Genomic DNA, 20,174 nt, shown 5'->3' with positions numbered 1-20,174 from the left:
GGAGTGATCGATTTGAATATTGTTTTTATGGGAACACCTGAATTTGCAGTTCCTTCTCTCGATATGCTGATGGCAGAGGGATACAATGTGGTGGGTGTGGTGACTCAGCCTGATAAACCACAGGGACGCAAAAAAGTACTTACGCCAACACCGGTTAAGGCCGCGGCAGAACGCCACGGTCTGCCGGTGTTTCAACCTGTTAAATTGCGTGATCCGGAAGCGGTAGCCCGCTTGGCTGAATGGAAGCCGGATCTGATCGTAACCGCGGCCTTTGGACAGATTCTGCCCAAAGCCGTGCTGGATATGCCTGTTCGCGGTTGTGTGAACGTGCATGGCTCTCTTTTACCGAAATATCGGGGAGGAGCACCGATTCAACGTTCCATTATTAACGGGGAATCCGTGACAGGAGTCACATTGATGTATATGGCTGAAGGCTTGGACACCGGAGATATGATCTCGCGTGTGGAACTGCCAATTACGGATGAAGATACATCAGGATCGATGTTTGATAAATTAAGTGAGGCTGGTTCCAAACTGCTTCAGGCAGAAATGCCACGATTGATTGCAGGCGAGACAACAGCGGTCCCTCAGGATGATGCCGAGGCTTCATATGCTCGCAATCTGACTCGGGATGACGAGAAAATGGACTGGAGTCGTACTTCACGTGAACTGTTCAATCAGATTCGTGGTCTTGTGCCGTTCTCCGGTGCATTTACGATGTGGGATGATCAGGTCTTCAAAGTCTGGGCTGCGGCTAATCCCGATCAGGTGGACCTGGCAACTTCTTCGGATGCTGGACAAGCAGAGCCTGGAACGGTGCTGCAATTGAACAAGGCAGGGATTGAAGTCCGCACAGGCAATGGGTCTCTCTGGTTGACTGAAGTGCAGCCAGCAGGTAAAAAGGTGATGCAGGCCGCTGACTTTGCTCGCGGTGGTACACTGAAAACTGGAACGGTGCTGCAATGAGCGGTAATATACCAGGTCGTTCGTCAGGAAAAGGCCAGAAAGCTAATGGGAATTCATCCGGACGTGAAGGAAACCGTCGTCCGAATTCGGGTAAATCGGGTGGTGCATCGCGCTCCCAGCAACCCAAAACATCTGCTCGTACATTGGCAGTCAAGGTTCTGAGTGCTGTTGAGCAAGATGGAGCATACAGTAATCTGGAGTTGAACCGCCGTCTGAAAGAGGCGGATTTAAGCCCCGCAGATGCTGGACTAGCTACCGAATTGGTGTATGGAACAATCGCCAGATTGAATACACTTGATTATTTTCTGGAACGTTACGTCGCCAAAGGAGTATCCAAACTGCAACCATGGGTTCGTAGCCTGCTGCGAATCAGCGTCTATCAGATGATATACCTGGATCGTATTCCGGAGCATGCCGTGGTGAGCGAAGCGGTTAATCTGGCGAAGAAACTGGGCCATCAGGGAATCTCGGGTATGGTGAATGGAGTGCTCCGCAATATGATCCGCAATCGGGATGAACTTCGTATTCCAGAACATCTGCCCGCTGCAGAACGTATTTCACTGGAGCATTCCCACCCGTTATGGATGGTTGAACGCTGGATTGCCCAGTACGGCGAAGAGACAGCGGAAGCGATCTGTCGTGCGAATAATGAGCCGCCAGCGGTGAGTGTCCGGGTCAACACAACAATGACCACACGGGAGAAACTGATGCATGAGATGACCAGTACAGGTGCAGTCGTTGAAGCTTCTCAGCTGAGTTCCGATGGAATTCTTGTACGTAGTGGCGGAAACATGGCTCTAACGTCCTGGTATCGGGACGGGTTGTTCTCTGTACAGGACGAAAGTTCCATGCTTGTCGCTGAAGCAGTTGCGCCAGAAGTAGACCAACTTGTATTGGATTGCTGCGCAGCTCCAGGTGGTAAAACAGCTCATATGGCTGAGAAAATGCAGGATCGCGGTCGTATTGTCGCCAATGATGTACATGCTCACAAGCGCCAGCTGATCCTGGATCAGGCGGAGCGTCTCGGTCTGAGCTGTATCGATGCTGTAACTGGAGATGCGCTAGACCTGAATGAACGGTACCCGGAAGCGTCGTTTGACCGCATTTTGCTGGATGCACCATGTTCAGGTCTGGGTGTTATTCGTCGCAAGCCTGATGTGAAATGGACCAAAACCGTAAAAGATATCGAAGATATCGCAGGCTTGCAACGTGAATTGCTTGATCAGGTTGCGCCGTTGTTAAAACCAGGTGGTATTCTGGTGTATAGTACGTGTACGATTGAGCCTGCTGAGAATGAGGATATGGTTGCAGACTTCTTGAATCGACATCCGGAATATAGTCCAGCAGAAACATCCGTCTGGTCTGAATCGGAGACAGCGAACTTGAAGGTTGTGAATGGTGGTATTCAGATTTTGCCACAATACGCTCACAGCGACGGATTTTTCATCGCACGGTTGACAAAAACAGCGAAATAACAGTTTAATAGAGCACGGAAGTATGACCGCCGAGGGGAACTTCGGCGGATTTCTTTGTGATGGGACTACGATATAATTGTCAGAGAATGTGATGACAGGGTGCGATGGCGGCATTGAGATGTTATAATGCATGAAGTACAGATATCAAGGGTATACATGGATGTAACGTGGTCTTTGTGATAGAATAGGACGAATGGAACGAAAAGAAGGAAGCCAACGAAAAGAAAAGAAGGAATAGGTGTTGACAACAAAATGAAACCTTTTATATATGATTATTCTCTGGAACAACTGCAGCAATGGGCTGTGGAGAATGGGGAGCCGGCGTTTCGCGGTGGCCAAATCTTTGACTGGATTTATGTAAAACGCGTGAATGATTTCAGTGAAATGACCAATCTGTCCAAGCCGTTGCGTGAAAAACTGACAGAGCAATTTGAATTCGTAACGCTTAAGGAAATTACCAAGTTTGAATCCAAGGATGGAACGGTTAAATTCCTCTTTGGTCTTCATGATGATCATGCCATTGAGACAGTAATCATGAAGCATAACTACGGGAACAGCATCTGTGTAACCACACAGGTTGGTTGTCGTATTGGTTGTACGTTCTGTGCATCCACATTGGGTGGTCTCAAGCGTAACCTTACGGCTGGGGAGATTGTTGCCCAGGTTGTGCAGGCTCAGAAAATTCTGGATGAACGCAACGAGCGTGTCAGCAGCATTGTAATCATGGGTTCGGGTGAACCTTTCGAAAACTATGAAGCTACGATGACTTTCCTGCGCATTATGATTCATGAAAAAGGGCTGAACATCGGTCAGCGTCACATCACGGTATCCACGAGCGGAATCGTTCCGAACATCTACAAGTTTGCAGATGAAGATACACAGATTAACCTCGCCATTTCGATCCATGCACCAAATGATGCACTGCGTTCGAAATTGATGCCGGTTAACCGTCGTTTTCCTTTTGAAGACGTGATGGAGTCCCTTCGTTATTATCTGGCCAAAACAGGTCGGAGAATTACGTTCGAGTATGCACTTATTGGTGGGGTAAACGACCAGCCAGAGCATGCAGCAGAACTGGCAAGTGTGCTTAAGAACATGTTGTGCCACGTGAATCTGATTCCGGTTAACCATGTACCTGAACGCAAATACGTAAGAACATCGAGAAGCGACATTTTCAATTTTCAGAAGATTCTCTCGGAACAGGGTGTTAATGTAACCATTCGTCGTGAACAGGGACATGATATTGCTGCCGCTTGCGGTCAGCTTCGTGCAAAGCATATGGAGTTGAGGTGAGAACGTTTTGATCAAAACAGTTCATGTGAGCCATATCGGACGAGTGCGTTCGGTGAATGAAGATTCAGCCTGGATTCGTAATCTCGATACAGGATATATTCTGGGTATTGTTGCCGATGGCATGGGTGGACATCTTGCAGGGGATACGGCAAGCCGCTTGGCAGTAGAGACGTTGGTGAAAGATCTGGGAACACTGGAACCAGGTCTGTCACATGCGTCTCTGTCTGCGGCTCTCAGCGATGCTATTTTGCATGCCAACGAAGTTATCTTCCGCACGGCATCAACAGATGACAAGTATCACAACATGGGAACAACGGTGGTTGCGGCTTTATTGAACGATACGGAAGGTGTTATTGGACACATCGGTGATAGCAGAGCCTACAAAATTGCGAACAAAGCTGTGATCCAGCTAACCGAAGACCATACACTGGTGAATGAATTGTTCAAAAATGGTCAGATTAGCAAAGAGGATGTGTCCCATCATCCACGTCGCAACGTACTAACTCGTGCGCTTGGAACAGATGCCGAGGTGAAGGTAGATCTGGATACCGTCAAGCTGGAGGAAGGCGAAGTTCTTCTCCTGTGCAGTGATGGTCTCAGTAACCTGGTCAGCAATGAGCAGATTATTCAGGTTGCCGGCAATCTGGAACTGGCATTGGAAGATCGTGCAGACCGACTGCTCCAGTTGGCTTTACTTGCTGGGGGAGACGACAATATCACGGTTGCTTTGTTCGAGTTGCAGAGGGAAGGTTCCGTGGATACGGAAACGGGGTGTGAGTCATGATTGGGCACCAGCTAGGCGGACGCTATGAAGTGATTGAGCGTGTCGGCGGTGGCGGCATGGCTCTTGTGTACAAAGCCCAGGATCTTCTGTTAAACCGGAATGTAGCAATTAAAGTCCTTAGACAACAGTTTGTGCATGACGAAGAGTTTATTCGCCGTTTCCGCAGGGAAGCACAATCGGCAGCATCGCTGTCTCATCCGAATGTAGTCAGTATTTATGACGTGGGGCAGGAAGATGACGTTCATTATATTGTCATGGAGTATGTGGAAGGCAAAAACCTGAATGAAATTATTAAAGAACGTGCCCCTCTGCAGGTGGACGAATCGGTGCGAATCGCTTCCCAGATTGCAGATGCTCTTGATCATGCACATCATAATCAAATCATTCATCGGGATATCAAACCTCACAATATATTAATTGGCCGGAATGGCCGCGTGAAGGTAACGGATTTCGGAATCGCTCGTGCCGTTACATCTACAACGATTACGCAGACGGGTTCTGTAGTTGGTTCTGTACATTACTTCTCACCGGAGCATGCCAAAGGCATCGTTACTGGTGAAAAATCGGACTTATATTCTCTTGGGATCGTACTTTACCAAATGCTTACCGGGCAACTTCCGTTTCTGGGTGAAAGTCCTATCAGTGTGGCATTGAAGCATTTGCAGGAAGAGTTCGATGAACCACGCAAATTCAATCCATTGATTCCGCAAAGTGTGGAAAATGTCATCTTAAAATCCATGCGTAAAAATCCGCAGGAACGTTATCAGTCGGCCAAAGAAATGCAGACCGATCTGGAAACTTGCCTGATGCCGGAGAGACGTAATGAAACGAAGATTGATTTTCCGGATGAGGATGATATAGACCAGACTCGCGTAATGCCAGCGATCAAGCCTGAACCGCGTGGAGTTACATCGACGGGTGCAGTGCCTGTGATGGAGTCTGACGAAGAAACTGGCAAGGGTAAGGCAAAATCCAAGAGCTGGAAGAAGCCAGCTCTACTCATTTCATTAACCGTTCTTATTCTAATCGCCATGGTGGGCGTTGTATGGTATGTCAAGGGGATGCTGGTTGTACCTGAAGTAACCGTGCCTAACGTGATCACCCAGACGGAAGAAAAGGCGCGGGAAATGCTTGAGGAGAAAGGACTCGTCGTCAGTGATGAGGTCATTCGTCTGTATAAGGAAGATGTCGAGCCCGGCATAGTCTTTGACCAGAGCAGAAAAGAAGGCGATGTTGTCAAAGAAGGATCCGAGGTGCAGATCAGTGTTGGTGCAGAAAAAGAACTTTTGAAGATGATTGATGTCAAACAAGTAACTTATGATGAGGCTGTCAAGAAGCTGACTGCGCTTGGTATTAAGGAAGATCAGATTCAGCGGAAAGATGACTTCTCCAATGATGTGGCTTCAGGTTCTGTTATTTCCCAGACACCGGGTGTGAATGAGGAATTTGATCCTGCTATAGTTCAGATTGAGTTGACCGTAAGCAAAGGTACTGAAACGGTCAAAATGCCTGACCTGAAAGACCTTACCCGCAGTGAAGCCGAAGAAAAACTGAAATCTTTTGGACTTGTGCTTGCTCAGGTGCAGGAAGAATCAAGTTATACGGTGGACCAGGGGAAAGTGACGCAGCAGTGGCCTGTGGAAGCCGGCACAGATGTGAGTCCTGGCGATAAGATTACGATCTTTATCAGTACAGGTTATCCGCCCGAAGCGCTGAAATATCCTTTTAATATCAATGTATCACCCAAAGAAGAGGGCAAAAACAGTAAAATCCGTATCACATATGAAGACGCACGCGGCAAGAATCAGGAATGGGGAACACGCACCGTGAACTCAACCCAGACCTTGACCATTCTACTTGTGCTCGCTCCAAATGAAAATGGGGCTGTGTCCGTATATCGTGATGGACAGTTCCTGGATACGTATCTTGTCTCCTACAGTGAAGCCAAAAACGGAACAGTAAACGTACCTTCCATTGACCCGGAACAAAGCACTGAGACGCCGCCAGAAAATGAGCCTGATCCAGGTGAAGGTAGCGTAGATGAGGGAAGTGTTGATTCCAATCAGGAAGGTGAACCTGAGTCCACACCGGCAGACGGTGAGGGTGAGAGCGTAGATGAGGACACTTCTGCCATGAATAATGGTAAGGGGCACGGCAAGGAAAAAGAGAAGAAAAAGGAAGTCATTAACGCATCAAGCCGTCCATAAGGGCGGCTTATGCTGGCGTCTGGAGTAAATGTACCACCAACTAAAGGAGGGCGACGGAGCTATGCCAGAAGGTATCATCGTTAAAGCGCTAAGCGGTTACTATTATGTCATGCCAGTGGAAGACAACGGGGTTCCTTCGGTTGAAGGTTCCGCCGTTCAATGTCGAGCCAGAGGTATCTTCAGAAAACGGGGAACGTCACCGCTTGTAGGTGACCGCGTCAGTTACATGTTGACAGAGAACGGAGAAGGAACGGTAGATGAAATCCGGAAGCGTGAGACGGAACTTATCCGTCCTCCTGTAGCCAATGTAAGTTTGGCTGTTCTCGTGTTCTCTGTGAAGGAACCGGATATGAACCTGAACCTGTTGGACAAGTTCCTTGTTCACATCGAGCAGGCGGGGCTGGATGCACTCATTGTGTTGACCAAACTGGACTTGGCTGATTCAGCCAAAGACACTGTGGCTGAAGTGAAAGCATTGTATGAACAGGTTGGTTATGAAGTAATCTCCACAAGTTCACGTACCGGTGAAGGCAGTGAATTGCTCAGAGACCGTCTGGCTGGTAAGATCAGCGTATTCTCCGGACAATCCGGTGTAGGCAAGTCTTCGATGTTAAATGCATTGATGCCGGGCCTGACGCTGGAGACAAATGCAATCAGCATGCGTCTAGGACGAGGGAAACACACCACCAGGCACGTGGAGCTTATTCCGTTGGATAATGGTGGATTTGTTGCGGATACGCCAGGATTCAGCCAACTGGACTTTCTGGAGATCGGTGTGGAGGAACTCTCTACTTGTTTCCGGGAATTCGCCCAGTTTGCAGATCAGTGCAAATTCAGAGGTTGTACCCATACACATGAACCAGGCTGTCGTGTGCTTGCGGCCAAGGAGGAAGGTCTGATCTCCGAAAGCCGATATCAGCACTATGTGCTGTTCCTGACCGAAATGAAAGATAAGAAGCGGAGGTATTAACATGATTAAAATTGCCCCATCGATATTATCAGCTGATTTTGCCCGCCTTGGTGCGGAAGTTGCAGAAGCTCAAGCTGCAGGAGGAGACTGGATTCATGTTGACGTTATGGACGGTCATTTCGTCCCTAATATTACGCTTGGACCTGCGATTGTGAAGGCGATCGCTCCACATACAAGCTTGCCGCTCGATGTGCATTTGATGATTGAGAATCCGGAGCGTTATGTTGAGGAATTTGCCAAAGCGGGTGCAGCGGTAATTACCGTTCATGCGGAGGCTTGTGTGCATTTACACCGGGTTATTCATCTGATCAAGGAGCAGGGAGTGAAGGCAGGAGTTGCCCTTAATCCGGGAACGCCAGCGTCTGCCATTCTCGAAGTTCTGGATGATGTGGACATGGTTCTTGTTATGACGGTCAATCCTGGATTTGGCGGACAGGCATTTATCTCGGGTACCATGAACAAAATCAAGCAGATTCGTACCTGGTTGAACGAAAAGGGACGCCATGATGTACATATCGAAGTAGATGGCGGGATTGCAGCCGATACAGCTCCACTTGTAGTGGAAGCTGGAGCAGATGTGCTCGTTGCTGGGAGTGCCGTATTTGGCCGTGAGGATCGTGCTGCCGCGATTACTGAAATTCGCCGTAGCTTCGGAGGCTGATCTATGACCCTCAAGGAGACACTGTGGACGATGGCTGCGAGTCTCGTGACGGGACTTGTGCTTGCTTTGTTTGCGGTTATTCAATCCCCGTTTAATGCCATCACGTCATTAATCGGGGTGGGCGTTGTTATTATGTATTTCCGCAAATTTGATCGTACCGGACATCGGGTTACTTTTGTCATATTCAGCATACTGTATTATGTACTGAGTGTTTTCATGATCGCTGTCTATCAATATATTCCTGCCCAAACGTAAATGACCTGATCTTCGGGCTTGTCATTGTGGAATAGGGATCGAAGGTTCCGCATAAATATGGTTACATGAGCAGGTTTCTCATGTAGCCTTTTTTGTCGTGTTTGAGGTAAAGAAGGCCTGAAGCATAGGATACGGCGGACGCATGAGCATGATGGGGAGGGTGAATTATGAAATTTTACACATTCAAACTGCCGAAGTTTTTGGGAGGGTTTGTAAAGGCGATTCTTAATACGTTTCAAAAGAACTGATCCGATTGATAAGGTAACAGGGAATACCGCCGCTTTGGCTCAGTCCTATCTGAAATTCGTACCTGCGAAGCGCCATGCGGCGGTCATTCACATGTTAATGAGCGTATTCAAGAATCCCTTTTTTGAATACCAAAAAAGCACCTGCAAGGAACAAGGTGCTTTTTGCTTACCCGATTTATAGTAGCTTTGCGTGATTATACGCGAGTCACTTTACCGGCTTTCAGTGCACGGGTGCTTACGTATACACGTTTTGGTTTGCCGTCAACGAGAATGCGGACCTTCTGAACGTTTACGCCCCAAGTACGACGGTTACGGTTGTTAGCGTGGGATACGTGGTTACCGGTGCCCGGTTTCTTACCTGTCACATAACATTTGCGAGACATAGATTACACCTCCTATCCTAAAATAACCAGTTGCCTTCAGAAACGAAAAGTCATTCCATAAGGACTAAATTGTTCTTCCTGATCATAAAGATCAGGTTTCAGTAGCTAATGGCGTTGTTTAAGCCGGCATGAACCGGATCATTTCCATTACTTAACCTGCATAAAACAATACTTGAATATAATATCATAATTAAAAAAGCTTCGTCAACTGATCCAAAAACTTTATTTATTTCTCCTGTCTAATATAGTACAATGTTGAGTAGTCCATAATACAGTGGTGAACAGGCTGTTGCCGCGAGGAAGTCGGAGAATAAACCGTACTTAGAGGTCGGTGGTCTGCTTTTTGGCAACGCTGTGAGCTGCGGCATTCCATCATTGGCACCAGTCTCCATGCGGCATTCATGTCGGCTCTTGATACCGGTGCATATCCGTATGCCCCGAAGTTAGGGGTGCAGAGAGTGCAGGATATTGGTAGCCCGGCCGCCCAGACCGTTAATCCGGCTGACATGTTGTATTGTATGCCTGTGCCGGACAAGGTATGGACGAAGAATAACGCAGTCCGCGTTAGCGCATGAACAGACCAGACACATCTTGGTGCAAGGTGTTCGTGTATCAAGCTAGGAAGGGGAATTCTCACTTGAGTATACGTTCTTTAAATGGAACAGATTTCACCGCAATGGTACTTGCCGGAGCGGAACAACTTGGACAGCATGCAGAGCACGTCAATTCCCTGAATGTTTTCCCTGTGCCGGATGGTGACACGGGAACGAACATGAATTTGACAATGAGTGCAGGAGTTGCAGAGATTAAAAGAAAAAGTTCTGCCTCCATCGGCGAAGCTGCCGGTATTCTATCGAAAGGCCTGCTTATGGGCGCACGGGGGAATTCAGGAGTTATTCTGTCGCAATTGTTCCGTGGTTTTAGTCGTTCAGCTGCTCCCTATGAGGAACTGAATACGCTCCAATTTGCAGCAGCCCTGCAGAACGGTGTTGACGCAGCTTACAAAGCAGTCGTAAAGCCCGTTGAAGGGACCATTCTTACCGTAGCCAAGGAAGCGGCGAAACATGCCAACTACTATGCAAGACGGACGAATGATATTACTGAATTAATGAATGAAGTTTTGTTAAAAGCAAAAGAAGCACTGGCAATGACTCCAGAATTACTGCCTGTACTGAAACAGGTCGGTGTTGTGGACTCAGGTGGTCAGGGGCTTGTATATATCTACGAGGGCTTTATGGAAGTATTGCTGCAAAGTGACGGAGGGAGTCGTACTTCGCTGAACAAAGAAGTAACCCCATCCGTGGCAGCATCTGCTTTGAAACCGGCTGCACCGACAGAAGTGGATATCAAGAAGCCTGCACAGCAGCAGGTGATTGCACCGGAGATGCCATTGTCTGCTCAGGCGAGACTGGAAACGGAAGATATTGAATTCCTGTATGATATGGAATTCTTCATTAATCGTGAGCTTGGAGAGAACGCAGGAGTGGCATTTGATGATGAAGCATTCCGGAAAGCGTTGTCAGTTAATGGGGATTCGATCATCATCATTGCCGACGATGAAGTCATCAAAGTTCATGTCCATTCCAAGACACCAGGCGATGTATTAAACCTGGCGCTGCATTATGGTGAGATTACACAGATTCATATTCTCAATATGCGTGAACAGCATCGGGATCTCCTGACAGCAGGCATGGATATTGCTCCATCACCTGAATTGTTTGCAGAGATTCCACCTGAGGCTGCGCGCAGTATGGAAGAGGCTGTGCTTCCTGCAGATGAGATGGCACCGTATGGTTTTATTGCGGTATCCTCCGGTGACGGTATTGCAGAGATTTTCCAAAGTCTTGGCGTTGATGTTGTTCTGTCCGGTGGACAGACGATGAATCCGAGTACTGAGGATTTTGTAAAAGCCGTTCGTTCCATTGCTGCGGAGCAGGTATTTATACTCCCGAATAACTCGAATATTGTACTGGCTGCGGAGCAGGCTCGTGAATTGCTTGAAGATGAGCGCCGGATTACGGTTATTCCAAGCAAGACCATTCCACAGGGAATGGCTGCTGCTTTTGCTTTCCAGGAAGATGAGTCTGCGGAAACAAACCGTGACCAAATGTTGGAGGCCATCAGCCGGGTACAGTCCGGTCAAGTGACTCATGCGGTTCGTGATACGCAATATGATGAATTAGATATTAAGGCGGGGCACTATATCGGTATTCATAACTCCAAAATTGTAGCGACGGATGAAACCATGCTTCAAGCATGTGAAGGTCTGCTCAAACAGATGATGGAGAGTGGAGATGAAGTGGTGACGATCCTTGAAGGGGAAGAAGCTGACCCTGAGGTTACTGCTGCCCTCGCTGCATGGCTTGAAGTACAGTATCCTGATGCTGAGGTAGAGGTACATCTTGGAGGACAGCCTGTGTATTATTATTTGTTCTCCGTAGAGTCCTAATAAAGGTTGTTCAAAAAGTCTCTAGTTGACTTTTTGAACATGTACTTATAGCACTCTAGCGAAGAGGAGGAGAGTCATGAGCCACAAGGTTACGATAGTAACAGACAGTACGGCAGATATTCCCGAAGAACTCATTCGCAAATACGGGATTCATATTGTTCCGCTACGTGTTCTGTTCGGTGAAGAGACCTATGCAGATGGCGTTGATCTGACTTCGGAACAGTTCTACGAAAAGTTGAAGAAGGTATCTGTGTTGCCTACAACTTCACAGCCATCTCCAACCGATTTCATGGATGTGTACCAATCACTTCTTGATGAGAACCCGGAACGCCCGATTGTATCGATCCACCTGTCATCCGGCATGAGTGGTACCTATCAATCGGCCATGCTTGGCAAGTCTTTGCTTGAGACTGAGGGTGACATCACCGTGCTGGATTCGAAGTCAGCATCTTATGGATACGGTCTAATGGTGGTACAGGCTGCTGAACTTGCCGAACAGGGCAAGTCAGCAGTCGAAATCGCTGCGGCTATTGAAGGGATGCAACAATCTCGCAAGTTGTTCTTTCTTGTAGATACTTTGGAGTATCTGCAAAAGGGCGGTCGGATTGGCAAAGCTTCAGCCATCTTGGGAACGTTGCTTAACATTAAGCCGATCCTGTCTATTGATGAAGAAGGCGTTATCTACGCAGTTGAGAAAGTCAGAGGTCATAAAAAAGCAATGGCACGCATTATTGAGCTGTTTCAGAAGGATCTTGCAGGCAAACGGGTGAACCTGGCGGTAGGTCATACCGCTGACCCGGGATCAGCGATCGCTTGTGCAGAGCAGCTACGGGGTCATTTTACACTGAATGAAGTGATCTATACCAATATTGGAGCCGTAATAGGCAGTCATGTTGGGCCTGGTGTCATTGCGATCTTTATGTGGCCTGTTCCGGAATGAGGGATTAGACATGAAATTGGAAGAAATATCAGTTAAGCAAATTAACGGCGTGAGTGCTCTCAAAGAGGGAGAGCTTCACGCCTTTGGCATCTCTACTGTTAAAGACCTGCTTGAATATTATCCGTTCCGTTACGAGGATTATCGTCTGCGTTCACTTAGTGAAGTGAAGGATGGGGACAAGATTACGGTCCAGGGACAGGTAATGGGTATTCCTGTATTACAACGATACGGTAAAAAGTCCCGTCTTACCTGTAAGATCATGACGGAAGAGTGGATGATTACAGCCACCTGGTTCAATCGCCATTTCCTCAAAGAACAACTTACCCCCAATCGGGAGATTGTGATTACGGGAAAATGGGAACAAAAACGCATGCAGATGACCGTGACTGACTCGGAGTTCCCTGATAAAGGCGATGGGCGTTCAGGCACATTGCAACCTGTATATTCGGTAACCGGCAAACTGACACAACAATGGATGCGGAAGACGATCAATCAGGGATTAATTCAATTCGGAGATATGATTCCTGAGATTCTGCCTCAGTCATTGATGAAGAAATACAGCTTGATGCCTCGTAAACAAGCGATTGCTGGAATTCATCGTCCACAGGACAACCGAGAAGGTCAACAGGCCAGACAGCGGATGGTGTATGAAGAGCTGTTTCTGTTCCAGTTGAAAATGCAGGCGTATCGCGCACTCAACCGAAATCGCATGGATGGTGTAGTGCATACCACGGACAATACGACGATTCGTGAGTTTGTACGCAGTTTACCTTTTGAATTAACAGATGCTCAGAAAAAGGTGGAGCTTGAAATTCTGCATGATATGCGTTCGCCCTATGCAATGAATCGGTTATTGCAGGGTGATGTGGGATCAGGTAAAACGGTTATTGCGGCAATTGCGCTATACACGACTGTTCGATCTGGATTCCAAGGGGCTCTGATGGTGCCTACGGAGATTCTGGCGGAGCAGCATATGCGGTCACTGCAAAAGCTGTTTGAACCGTTTGGGGTAACCGTAGGGCTGTTAACGGGCAGTGTAAATGGACGCAAACGTAAAGATCTGATCGCCTCATTGCAAATGGGCATGATTGATATCGTGGTGGGTACACACGCCCTGATTCAGGAAGATGTTTTCTTCCGTGATCTGGGTCTTGTGGTGACGGACGAGCAGCATCGCTTCGGGGTGAATCAGCGCAGCGTTTTACGACGCAAAGGATATAACCCGGATGTTTTAACGATGACGGCAACGCCAATTCCACGGACACTTGCGATTACTGCTTTTGGGGATATTGAAGTATCCACGATCTCGGAGCGTCCGAAAGGACGGATTCCCATCTCTACGTATTGGGTTAAACACGATATGATGGAGCGGGTGCTCGGGTTTATCTCCAGAGAAGTGGATCAGGGCCGTCAGGCCTATCTGATCTGTCCACTTATTGAAGAGTCGGAGAAGCTGGATGTCCAGAACGCGATTGATCTGCATGTGCAGATGCAGCAGAACTTTCCGAAATATCGTGTAGGTCTGTTGCATGGACGGATGACGGCTGCGGAGAAAGAAGAGATGATGCGGGACTTCTATAGCAATGATATTCAGTTGCTTGTCTCCACCACCGTTGTCGAGGTTGGGGTCGATGTGCCAAATGCCACGTTGATGGTCATTATGGACGCGGACCGCTTCGGTCTCTCCCAGCTGCATCAGCTTCGTGGTCGGGTCGGTCGTGGTGCGCATGCTTCCTATTGTGTACTCATTGCTGATCCCAAGACGGAGGTTGGACAGGAACGCATGAAGGTCATGACGGAAACCGAGGATGGATTCGAGGTATCTCGGCGTGACCTGGATCTCCGGGGTCCGGGTGATTTCTTTGGTACCAAACAGAGCGGACTACCCGAGTTCCGTCTTGCCGATATGGTTGCCGATTTTGCTGTGCTGGAACAGGCCAGAGATGACGTGACCCAACTAATTGAGGATGCGACTTTCTGGACCTCCATGGACTATGCACCTCTGCGTGATTTCCTACAGCAACAGCAAGTATTCAAGGGTGATCTGATTGACTAAAGCTTGCCTTGATAGCTGGTTTTTCGTATTACCTTTGTAAAAAAAGACAAGTGTACAAGCCCTCCCGACATATGAATAAGAAGTGAGTTCATTCTTTTGGGAGGTGCTATACGTTTTGGGTTATCAACAATATGGAATTAGTCCGCAGCTGGTGGAGCGGATCAAATTAAAGATGAAAAATCCCGCTGTCAAAGAGCGTATCAAAAAGTTGATTGATGGCGTGACCAAGTCTGATCTGCAAGATAAGGCCAAGGTCAGAAGGTTGGTCAAGTCTTCCGCTGTCATTATGAATGAGAATTTCTCTCCGGCGCAGGAGGAGCAGTTTGTTGCGTTTGTGCTCGCGCAGAAGATTGATCCAAACAATACGTTTCATTTGATTAAGCTGTGGGGGATGTTTAGGTAGGGATTCGATGTAATGTTGGGTGGGATAAAACATTCCTTTACACGAGGGCACTACGATGACAGAATAACCTTCCGAGCGCTGTTATCCCCGGATTTTCTGATTGACCCTTTCCAAGGGTAAAATCCGGTGATAAAGGCGCACGCTTCGCTTCTTTAGGTTATTTCTGTCCTCTCCGTTGTTGTGTAAATTGATTTATTTTACAAAACCAAATTACATCGAATGTTTATGAAGTAATTTTAGTGGGTGGGGCGTTCCATAAGTCAGGAAGATGACTTATGGAACGCCTTTTTGATTGTTATAACTTGGGACAAGCCTTGTGGTATTACTTGGTTGATATTCGTTGTAGTTATCGAGTTGACCCATGACCTGGCTTGTGTTACCACGGAAACAAAGTTTTCAATGAGTAGTTATGTTGGTTAAATCGAGCATCTTAGTACAGTGATGGGTGGAGTATGAGGCTTATATTTAATATGAATCCAAATTTATCCTTTAACGATACATAACCGTAATATCTAAAAATACTGTACCTCAACCCATAAACAAAATGTACCATTCCTCCAACTATAATGAGTGAGTACCAAATTGTAAGCGATTACAAATAGGGGATGGTTAACATTGACTTTGACTAGAGGTTTCAAGCAGAAGATTGGCGGTAAAGTGATTGCCATCATCACCGTGGTCAGTCTGACATGGGGGTCCTGGGGAGCGACGCCACTATCAGCATCTACGACAAGTACTTTAAAGTTCCAAACTCAGCAGGGAGGTGTCTTTGACGGGATGCCATTATTTGATGGCGTGCCAGCGCATCTGGATGCATACGTAGACACCTATTTCGAATACACTGGCCTCGAAGGTCCAGCCGTTTATGTGACGGGTTCGCGAAACCATTACACATTGAAGCAGGGGAAACATGCGGGCAAGGTCATTCCCGGTGCGTTATCTGCTGCAGATAATGTTCAGGGTGTCTCGACCGATTTTCCTGCTCTGATTGGCATGGGACAGAGCTGGAACAAAGAACTTTTGTCCGATATCGGTGAAGTGATGGGGAACGAGAAAATCAGCAAATTAAAGGTCAAGCAGGGCGAATCCAACATTCATGGGGGCAATGATCCTTCCCTCAGCGTGGCGTTCAGTGTGGTCAGTGATATGCGTATCAATCCGCTTAGCGGTCGCTTCGATGAAGGGTTCTCTGAAGATCCCAATATGGCCGGAGTCTTGATCGACAAGATGGCTTCGGGTCTTAGCGGAATTGATCAGTCCACCAGCGAAGATGGATTCTGGATGAGGGCTGCGGTGGGGACAAAGCATTACTCCGTATATAACGCGCAGTGGTTCAGGCAGACAGCGAATAACAGTGCAAGCGCGCGTTCATTGTTTGAGTACCAAACCAGAGCCGTGCTCCCTGGATTTGAATCAAGTGCGCTGGCGGGCACAATGACATCTTATGGCCGGACTAACGGCATTCCAAACATCCTTTCCCCGCTACAATTATTAGCCAATTTGGACTCCAAATATGGCGTATACAGCTCGCCAGATTTCAATGGAGATGCAATTGTATCCAACGCGAACCAACTCGGAAATGGATATGACGACCGCTATGCCGTGGACCGCGGTCATGCAACCGTTCTCATGGCGCTTGCTCAGGCGAATGCGGGTCGGCCGTCAGGGACAACACCTGCGGATGTGACCGATCTGGTGGCGCTCGTGGAGCAGGGGGAATATGGAATTACCGAGGAAGAACTTATAGAAGCAGCCAGACCACATGTAAACCAGCTGGTACGTTTGGGGATTTTTAATGAAACTGATGAGCAGGGCATACCGAAAAACTATCCTTTTGCCCAGGAAGCAAGGGATGTCAGGACGTCTCCGCCTTCCGATTATAACCAAGTGAACCATCAGGAAATAGCACTTCAAGCGGCACAGGAGAGCGTTGTTTTGTTGAAAAATGACGGCACACTTCCGCTGGAAAAAGGAAATGACGCTGCTGTTTCTGGGGTGTATGCCGACGCACGCTTCAAGACGACGTATTCAGTTGGCGCGACACCTGCGCTGGAAAACTCCGGTGAATCTCCACTGCTCTCAATCATTAAAATGAATGGCAGCAATAACGTAAACTATGCCCCAGGAAATGAAGTCATTGCACTAACCTCTAAAGCGAATCAACAAACGGTCACAGCGGACGTGTATAGTCCAAATGCAGGCACGGAGGGAGCTCAGCTCATCACAACGTCGGATGCCCCAGATGAGACCAGTTTCTCCCACTTGTTCCGAGTGTACGATTGGGGTCAGGCGGGTTCAAGTTTATTGTCGCTGTATAACCAGCGTTGGGTGACTTCCCCTGCGACAAATCATGCAGCAGTTGGCAATACGGATCGTACCAGCCTCAATCTGACGAACAATGATTGGAACCTTCCTGAGATGATGGGTGATACGAGTGCCATACCCCCAACATTACGAATGGAAACGAACGAGGATGGCTCAATGTCTATTGTTACCAATGGGTACCGTACAGGATTCTCTGGTGACTTTACAAATTGGTATTATGCTAACGGACGCTTTATCAAGGTAGATGATGCTGGTAAGCTCGTGACAACATCATCTCCACTGGGAAGCAAGGATAACGCTGCGAATCGCCCGGACGAGGTGAAGTTTGAGAAGGCCGTGGTGAAGAACGTGGGCGAAGAGGCAGCAGCAAGAGCCACGGAAGACGATTATGCCATCGTCTTTGTCGGCGCAATTCCACGACATAGCGCAGGAGAAGGTAACGACCGGTCTACCCTCGATATGGGCGAGGCAGATTATGAACTGGTCGACAAAGTATCTGCTGCCTTTGCAACCCAGGGTAAGAAAACCATTGTCGTGGTTAAATCGAGCTTCCCTGTAAACATGGAGCGCATTCAGAACAACCCTAACGTCTCGGCGATCGTTTACCAGCCATATGGGGGTCAATACGATTCGTATGCTCTGGCTCAGGTGTTGTACGGAGATTACGCGCCGACAGGCCGCCTGACGTCCACATGGTATGCAGGCATGGATGCTTTTCCATCTATTAGTTCTTATGTCGTACCAGAAGGGAATTCTACTGGTCTTGACGACATCGACCCCCGATTTACGGTTGATATGACGAATGCAGACCCCATTGAATCTGAGTTGACTTATATGTATACAGATGCCACAGTGACCTATCCGTTTGGTTACGGGTTATCATATGCTGATTTTACGTACGATTCCCTGACCGTACCGTCTTCTGTAACGGGAGATGAACCATTCACGGTGTCGGTCCACGTAACCAATACAGGAGACGTAGCCACTTCCGAGGTTGTGCAGCTGTACACCCGTAACAGCAACTCTGCATACGGCGCACATGCGCCTAAAAAGAAGCTGGTTTCATTTGAGAAGATTCATCTCACTCCGGGTGAAACAAAAGAAGTCCTGTTGCAGGTCGATCCACAAACGTTGGCATTATGGGATGTGAATCGGAGTGAATGGATCGTTGAACAGGGCAGTTATGAATTCATGATTGGGACCTCGGCAGCGGATGCAGACGTGCAAGTATCGAAGGCATTAAGCATTGGTGGGAAGTCGATTGCAACCTTACCCCTTACCCAACCCATAAATGTATTTGATCATGCGTTTGCTTCGAACGAAGTCATTTACCACGAAGTATCCAAGGAACGCACGGCAGCCCAATTAAAAGCCAAAGCGATTGTTGGAGGTTATTACGCAGTTCGGTCCAAACAAAATGGATCGTGGATCGCGTTGCCTAAGGCTGACCTCACAGGTGCACAGAAGGTGAAGGCAACTGTCGCATCTAATGTGCAAGGTGGCACGATCTCGTTGCATGCGGATGCGCTCGATACCGCCCCGCTTGCTGTGTGGAACGTACCGATGACAGAACCTGTCTCCTACAAGATTAGTAATGCTAACGTAACGGTCAAGGAATTAGGGTACATTGACGTAGATGCGGATATTTCTGCTGCCGTGAGCGGCGTACATGATCTGTATCTGGTGTTTCATGAACCGGATCTTCGGATTGACAGTTTGTCATTTACGTTGAAAGAGCCGGGAACAAATCCAGGAACGAATCCTGATTCGCCAAGCACGCCTGGATCAGGTAGTGTTGGAACTCCTGTTAAGCCACCAGCATCCGGGTCCGAGACTGAAGGCGAAACGGATTCGGAGGGCAATGTTTCTACTGTCGTGACCGTGCAAACGGGGGATGTTGCTGATCAAGCTAAGGCAGCAAGTATCCGCTCATCTGGCATCCGGGTCATCGGTGATCCATGGAACGTATCCATCAAAGATAAGCAGAACACGTATGTCATTGCAGCGCTGCCTGTTAACGATGTCGTAGCTGCAAACTCCACAGCAATCGCATATGTTGGAGCAGGAGGCCAACTTACGCCGGTGCCTGGCGTGTTGACCAAAGACACAAACGGAAACAAGGTATGGAAAGTACTGCTAAACCAAGGGGGAACGTACGTTGCAATTCACTCGCTCCGCGAATTTGTTGATGTTAAGCCTTCAGCCTGGTATGCCAAAGATATAGCTAAAGCCAACAGCTTGCTGTTGATCAATGGCGTATCGGAACGCAGCATGCAACCCCAAGGAACGACAACATCAGCCCAAACGTTGATGGCTGCATTGAATGCGTTAGGAATTGAACCGATGGGAGCGGCAGCAAACGAGAAATGGTTTGATCCGATTTTGCGAGCCTCCAAGGAATATGGCCTGATGGAAGAAGGGCAGTACCTGCCAAATGCCCCAATGTCACGTGAGGACATGGCAATGGTGCTCGTTCGTGCGTTGAACTTGTCTGGAGTGGATACGAAACTGCCAGAAGCAGAGGTTGAATCATGGCTGGAAGATTTTAAGGATCAGGTCCAGCTGACACCAAATAACCGGGCAGTCATGGCAACGGCCATTCAGCTTGGTATATTCCAAGGTACGCCGGATAAACTGTTACAACCACAGAGCACCCTTACACGGGCACAACTTGCAACTGTTATTGTCCGTGTGCATGACCGGATAATAGAACGGCTGGATCACTAAGAACCAGAACAACGAAAACAAGGAACTGGGCC

16 protein-coding genes are annotated in these 20,174 nt (G+C 48.1%); 15 read left to right on the top strand and 1 reads right to left on the bottom strand.

What is annotated here, in order from left to right:
- Positions 1-12 precede the first annotated feature (12 nt).
- From fmt to spoVM, 9 genes are all read left to right on the top strand, one after another.
- On the top strand, positions 13-966 hold the full coding sequence (gene fmt, locus MHI55_RS21135; protein ID WP_340386816.1) for a methionyl-tRNA formyltransferase: 954 nt from the start codon (positions 13-15) through the stop codon (positions 964-966).
- On the top strand, positions 963-2,441 hold the full coding sequence (rsmB, locus tag MHI55_RS21130; RefSeq protein ID WP_340386814.1) for a 16S rRNA (cytosine(967)-C(5))-methyltransferase RsmB: 1,479 nt from the start codon (positions 963-965) through the stop codon (positions 2,439-2,441). The genes fmt and rsmB overlap by 4 nt, the downstream gene beginning before the upstream one ends.
- 252 nt (positions 2,442-2,693) lie before the next feature.
- Positions 2,694-3,734 carry a 23S rRNA (adenine(2503)-C(2))-methyltransferase RlmN gene (rlmN, locus tag MHI55_RS21125; RefSeq protein WP_017687452.1) on the top strand — a complete coding sequence of 347 codons (1,041 nt, stop codon included), beginning with the start codon at positions 2,694-2,696 and terminating at the stop codon, positions 3,732-3,734.
- 7 nt (positions 3,735-3,741) lie between these two features.
- Positions 3,742-4,518, top strand: coding sequence for a Stp1/IreP family PP2C-type Ser/Thr phosphatase (locus MHI55_RS21120; RefSeq protein WP_036614606.1), 777 nt, complete (start codon positions 3,742-3,744; stop codon positions 4,516-4,518).
- Positions 4,515-6,725 (top strand): Stk1 family PASTA domain-containing Ser/Thr kinase, encoded by a 2,211-nt coding sequence (gene pknB / locus MHI55_RS21115; protein ID WP_340386813.1) that lies wholly within the window; start codon positions 4,515-4,517, stop codon positions 6,723-6,725. The genes MHI55_RS21120 and pknB overlap by 4 nt, the downstream gene beginning before the upstream one ends.
- 61 nt (positions 6,726-6,786) lie before the next feature.
- On the top strand, positions 6,787-7,695 hold the full coding sequence (gene rsgA, locus MHI55_RS21110) for a ribosome small subunit-dependent GTPase A (protein WP_340386811.1): 909 nt from the start codon (positions 6,787-6,789) through the stop codon (positions 7,693-7,695).
- A 1-nt stretch (position 7,696) separates the two neighbouring features.
- Positions 7,697-8,356, top strand: coding sequence for a ribulose-phosphate 3-epimerase (gene rpe, locus MHI55_RS21105; RefSeq protein WP_340386810.1), 660 nt, complete (start codon positions 7,697-7,699; stop codon positions 8,354-8,356).
- A 3-nt stretch (positions 8,357-8,359) separates the two neighbouring features.
- Positions 8,360-8,611, top strand: coding sequence for a hypothetical protein (locus tag MHI55_RS21100; RefSeq protein WP_091014322.1), 252 nt, complete (start codon positions 8,360-8,362; stop codon positions 8,609-8,611).
- A 167-nt stretch (positions 8,612-8,778) separates the two neighbouring features.
- Positions 8,779-8,859, top strand: a complete 81-nt coding sequence (spoVM, locus tag MHI55_RS21095) for a stage V sporulation protein SpoVM (protein ID WP_019424875.1) — start codon at positions 8,779-8,781, stop codon at positions 8,857-8,859.
- Positions 8,860-9,053: 194 nt separating this feature from the next.
- Here the strand turns inward: spoVM and rpmB are convergent, their stop codons facing one another.
- The gene (gene rpmB, locus MHI55_RS21090) at positions 9,054-9,242 is read right to left on the bottom strand and encodes a 50S ribosomal protein L28 (RefSeq protein WP_017687459.1); all 189 of its coding nucleotides are present in this window, start codon (positions 9,240-9,242) and stop codon (positions 9,054-9,056) included.
- A gap of 401 nt (positions 9,243-9,643) precedes the next feature.
- On the opposite strand from rpmB, the gene MHI55_RS21085 reads away from it, so the two are divergent.
- The 6 genes from MHI55_RS21085 to MHI55_RS21060 all read left to right on the top strand — a co-directional run bounded on the left by MHI55_RS21085 (position 9,644) and on the right by MHI55_RS21060 (position 20,142).
- Complete coding sequence (locus MHI55_RS21085; protein ID WP_188310489.1) at positions 9,644-9,817, top strand: hypothetical protein; 174 nt, start codon at positions 9,644-9,646, stop codon at positions 9,815-9,817.
- 62 nt (positions 9,818-9,879) lie between these two features.
- Positions 9,880-11,691: a DAK2 domain-containing protein gene (locus tag MHI55_RS21080; protein WP_047843679.1), complete on the top strand. Its 1,812-nt coding sequence runs from the start codon at positions 9,880-9,882 to the stop codon at positions 11,689-11,691.
- A 76-nt stretch (positions 11,692-11,767) separates the two neighbouring features.
- Positions 11,768-12,631, top strand: a complete 864-nt coding sequence (locus tag MHI55_RS21075) for a DegV family protein (RefSeq protein WP_036674905.1) — start codon at positions 11,768-11,770, stop codon at positions 12,629-12,631.
- Positions 12,632-12,641: 10 nt separating this feature from the next.
- Positions 12,642-14,687, top strand: a complete 2,046-nt coding sequence (gene recG / locus MHI55_RS21070) for an ATP-dependent DNA helicase RecG (protein WP_340386808.1) — start codon at positions 12,642-12,644, stop codon at positions 14,685-14,687.
- A gap of 115 nt (positions 14,688-14,802) precedes the next feature.
- Positions 14,803-15,090 carry a stage VI sporulation protein F gene (locus MHI55_RS21065; protein WP_036614589.1) on the top strand — a complete coding sequence of 96 codons (288 nt, stop codon included), beginning with the start codon at positions 14,803-14,805 and terminating at the stop codon, positions 15,088-15,090.
- 615 nt (positions 15,091-15,705) lie between these two features.
- Positions 15,706-20,142 (top strand): glycoside hydrolase family 3 C-terminal domain-containing protein, encoded by a 4,437-nt coding sequence (locus tag MHI55_RS21060; RefSeq protein ID WP_340386806.1) that lies wholly within the window; start codon positions 15,706-15,708, stop codon positions 20,140-20,142.
- The last annotated feature ends 32 nt before the right edge of the window (positions 20,143-20,174 follow it).

The organism is Paenibacillus sp. FSL E2-0151, from assembly GCF_037993015.1.
Taxonomy (GTDB): Bacteria; Bacillota; Bacilli; order Paenibacillales; family Paenibacillaceae; genus Paenibacillus; species Paenibacillus amylolyticus.
The sequence above is the reverse complement of the archived record's forward strand: the minus strand, read 5'-3'. Positions and strand labels throughout refer to the sequence as shown.

Coding starts and splice junctions, on each gene's coding strand:
- rsmB (WP_340386814.1), top strand. CDS start 963: ATGAGCGGTAATATACCAGGTCGTTCGTCAGGAAAAGGCCAGAAAGCT.
- rlmN (WP_017687452.1), top strand. CDS start 2,694: ATGAAACCTTTTATATATGATTATTCTCTGGAACAACTGCAGCAATGG.
- pknB (WP_340386813.1), top strand. CDS start 4,515: ATGATTGGGCACCAGCTAGGCGGACGCTATGAAGTGATTGAGCGTGTC.
- rsgA (WP_340386811.1), top strand. CDS start 6,787: ATGCCAGAAGGTATCATCGTTAAAGCGCTAAGCGGTTACTATTATGTC.
- rpe (WP_340386810.1), top strand. CDS start 7,697: ATGATTAAAATTGCCCCATCGATATTATCAGCTGATTTTGCCCGCCTT.
- MHI55_RS21100 (WP_091014322.1), top strand. CDS start 8,360: ATGACCCTCAAGGAGACACTGTGGACGATGGCTGCGAGTCTCGTGACG.
- spoVM (WP_019424875.1), top strand. CDS start 8,779: ATGAAATTTTACACATTCAAACTGCCGAAGTTTTTGGGAGGGTTTGTA.
- rpmB (WP_017687459.1), bottom strand. CDS start 9,242: ATGTCTCGCAAATGTTATGTGACAGGTAAGAAACCGGGCACCGGTAAC.
- MHI55_RS21085 (WP_188310489.1), top strand. CDS start 9,644: ATGTCGGCTCTTGATACCGGTGCATATCCGTATGCCCCGAAGTTAGGG.
- MHI55_RS21075 (WP_036674905.1), top strand. CDS start 11,768: ATGAGCCACAAGGTTACGATAGTAACAGACAGTACGGCAGATATTCCC.
- recG (WP_340386808.1), top strand. CDS start 12,642: ATGAAATTGGAAGAAATATCAGTTAAGCAAATTAACGGCGTGAGTGCT.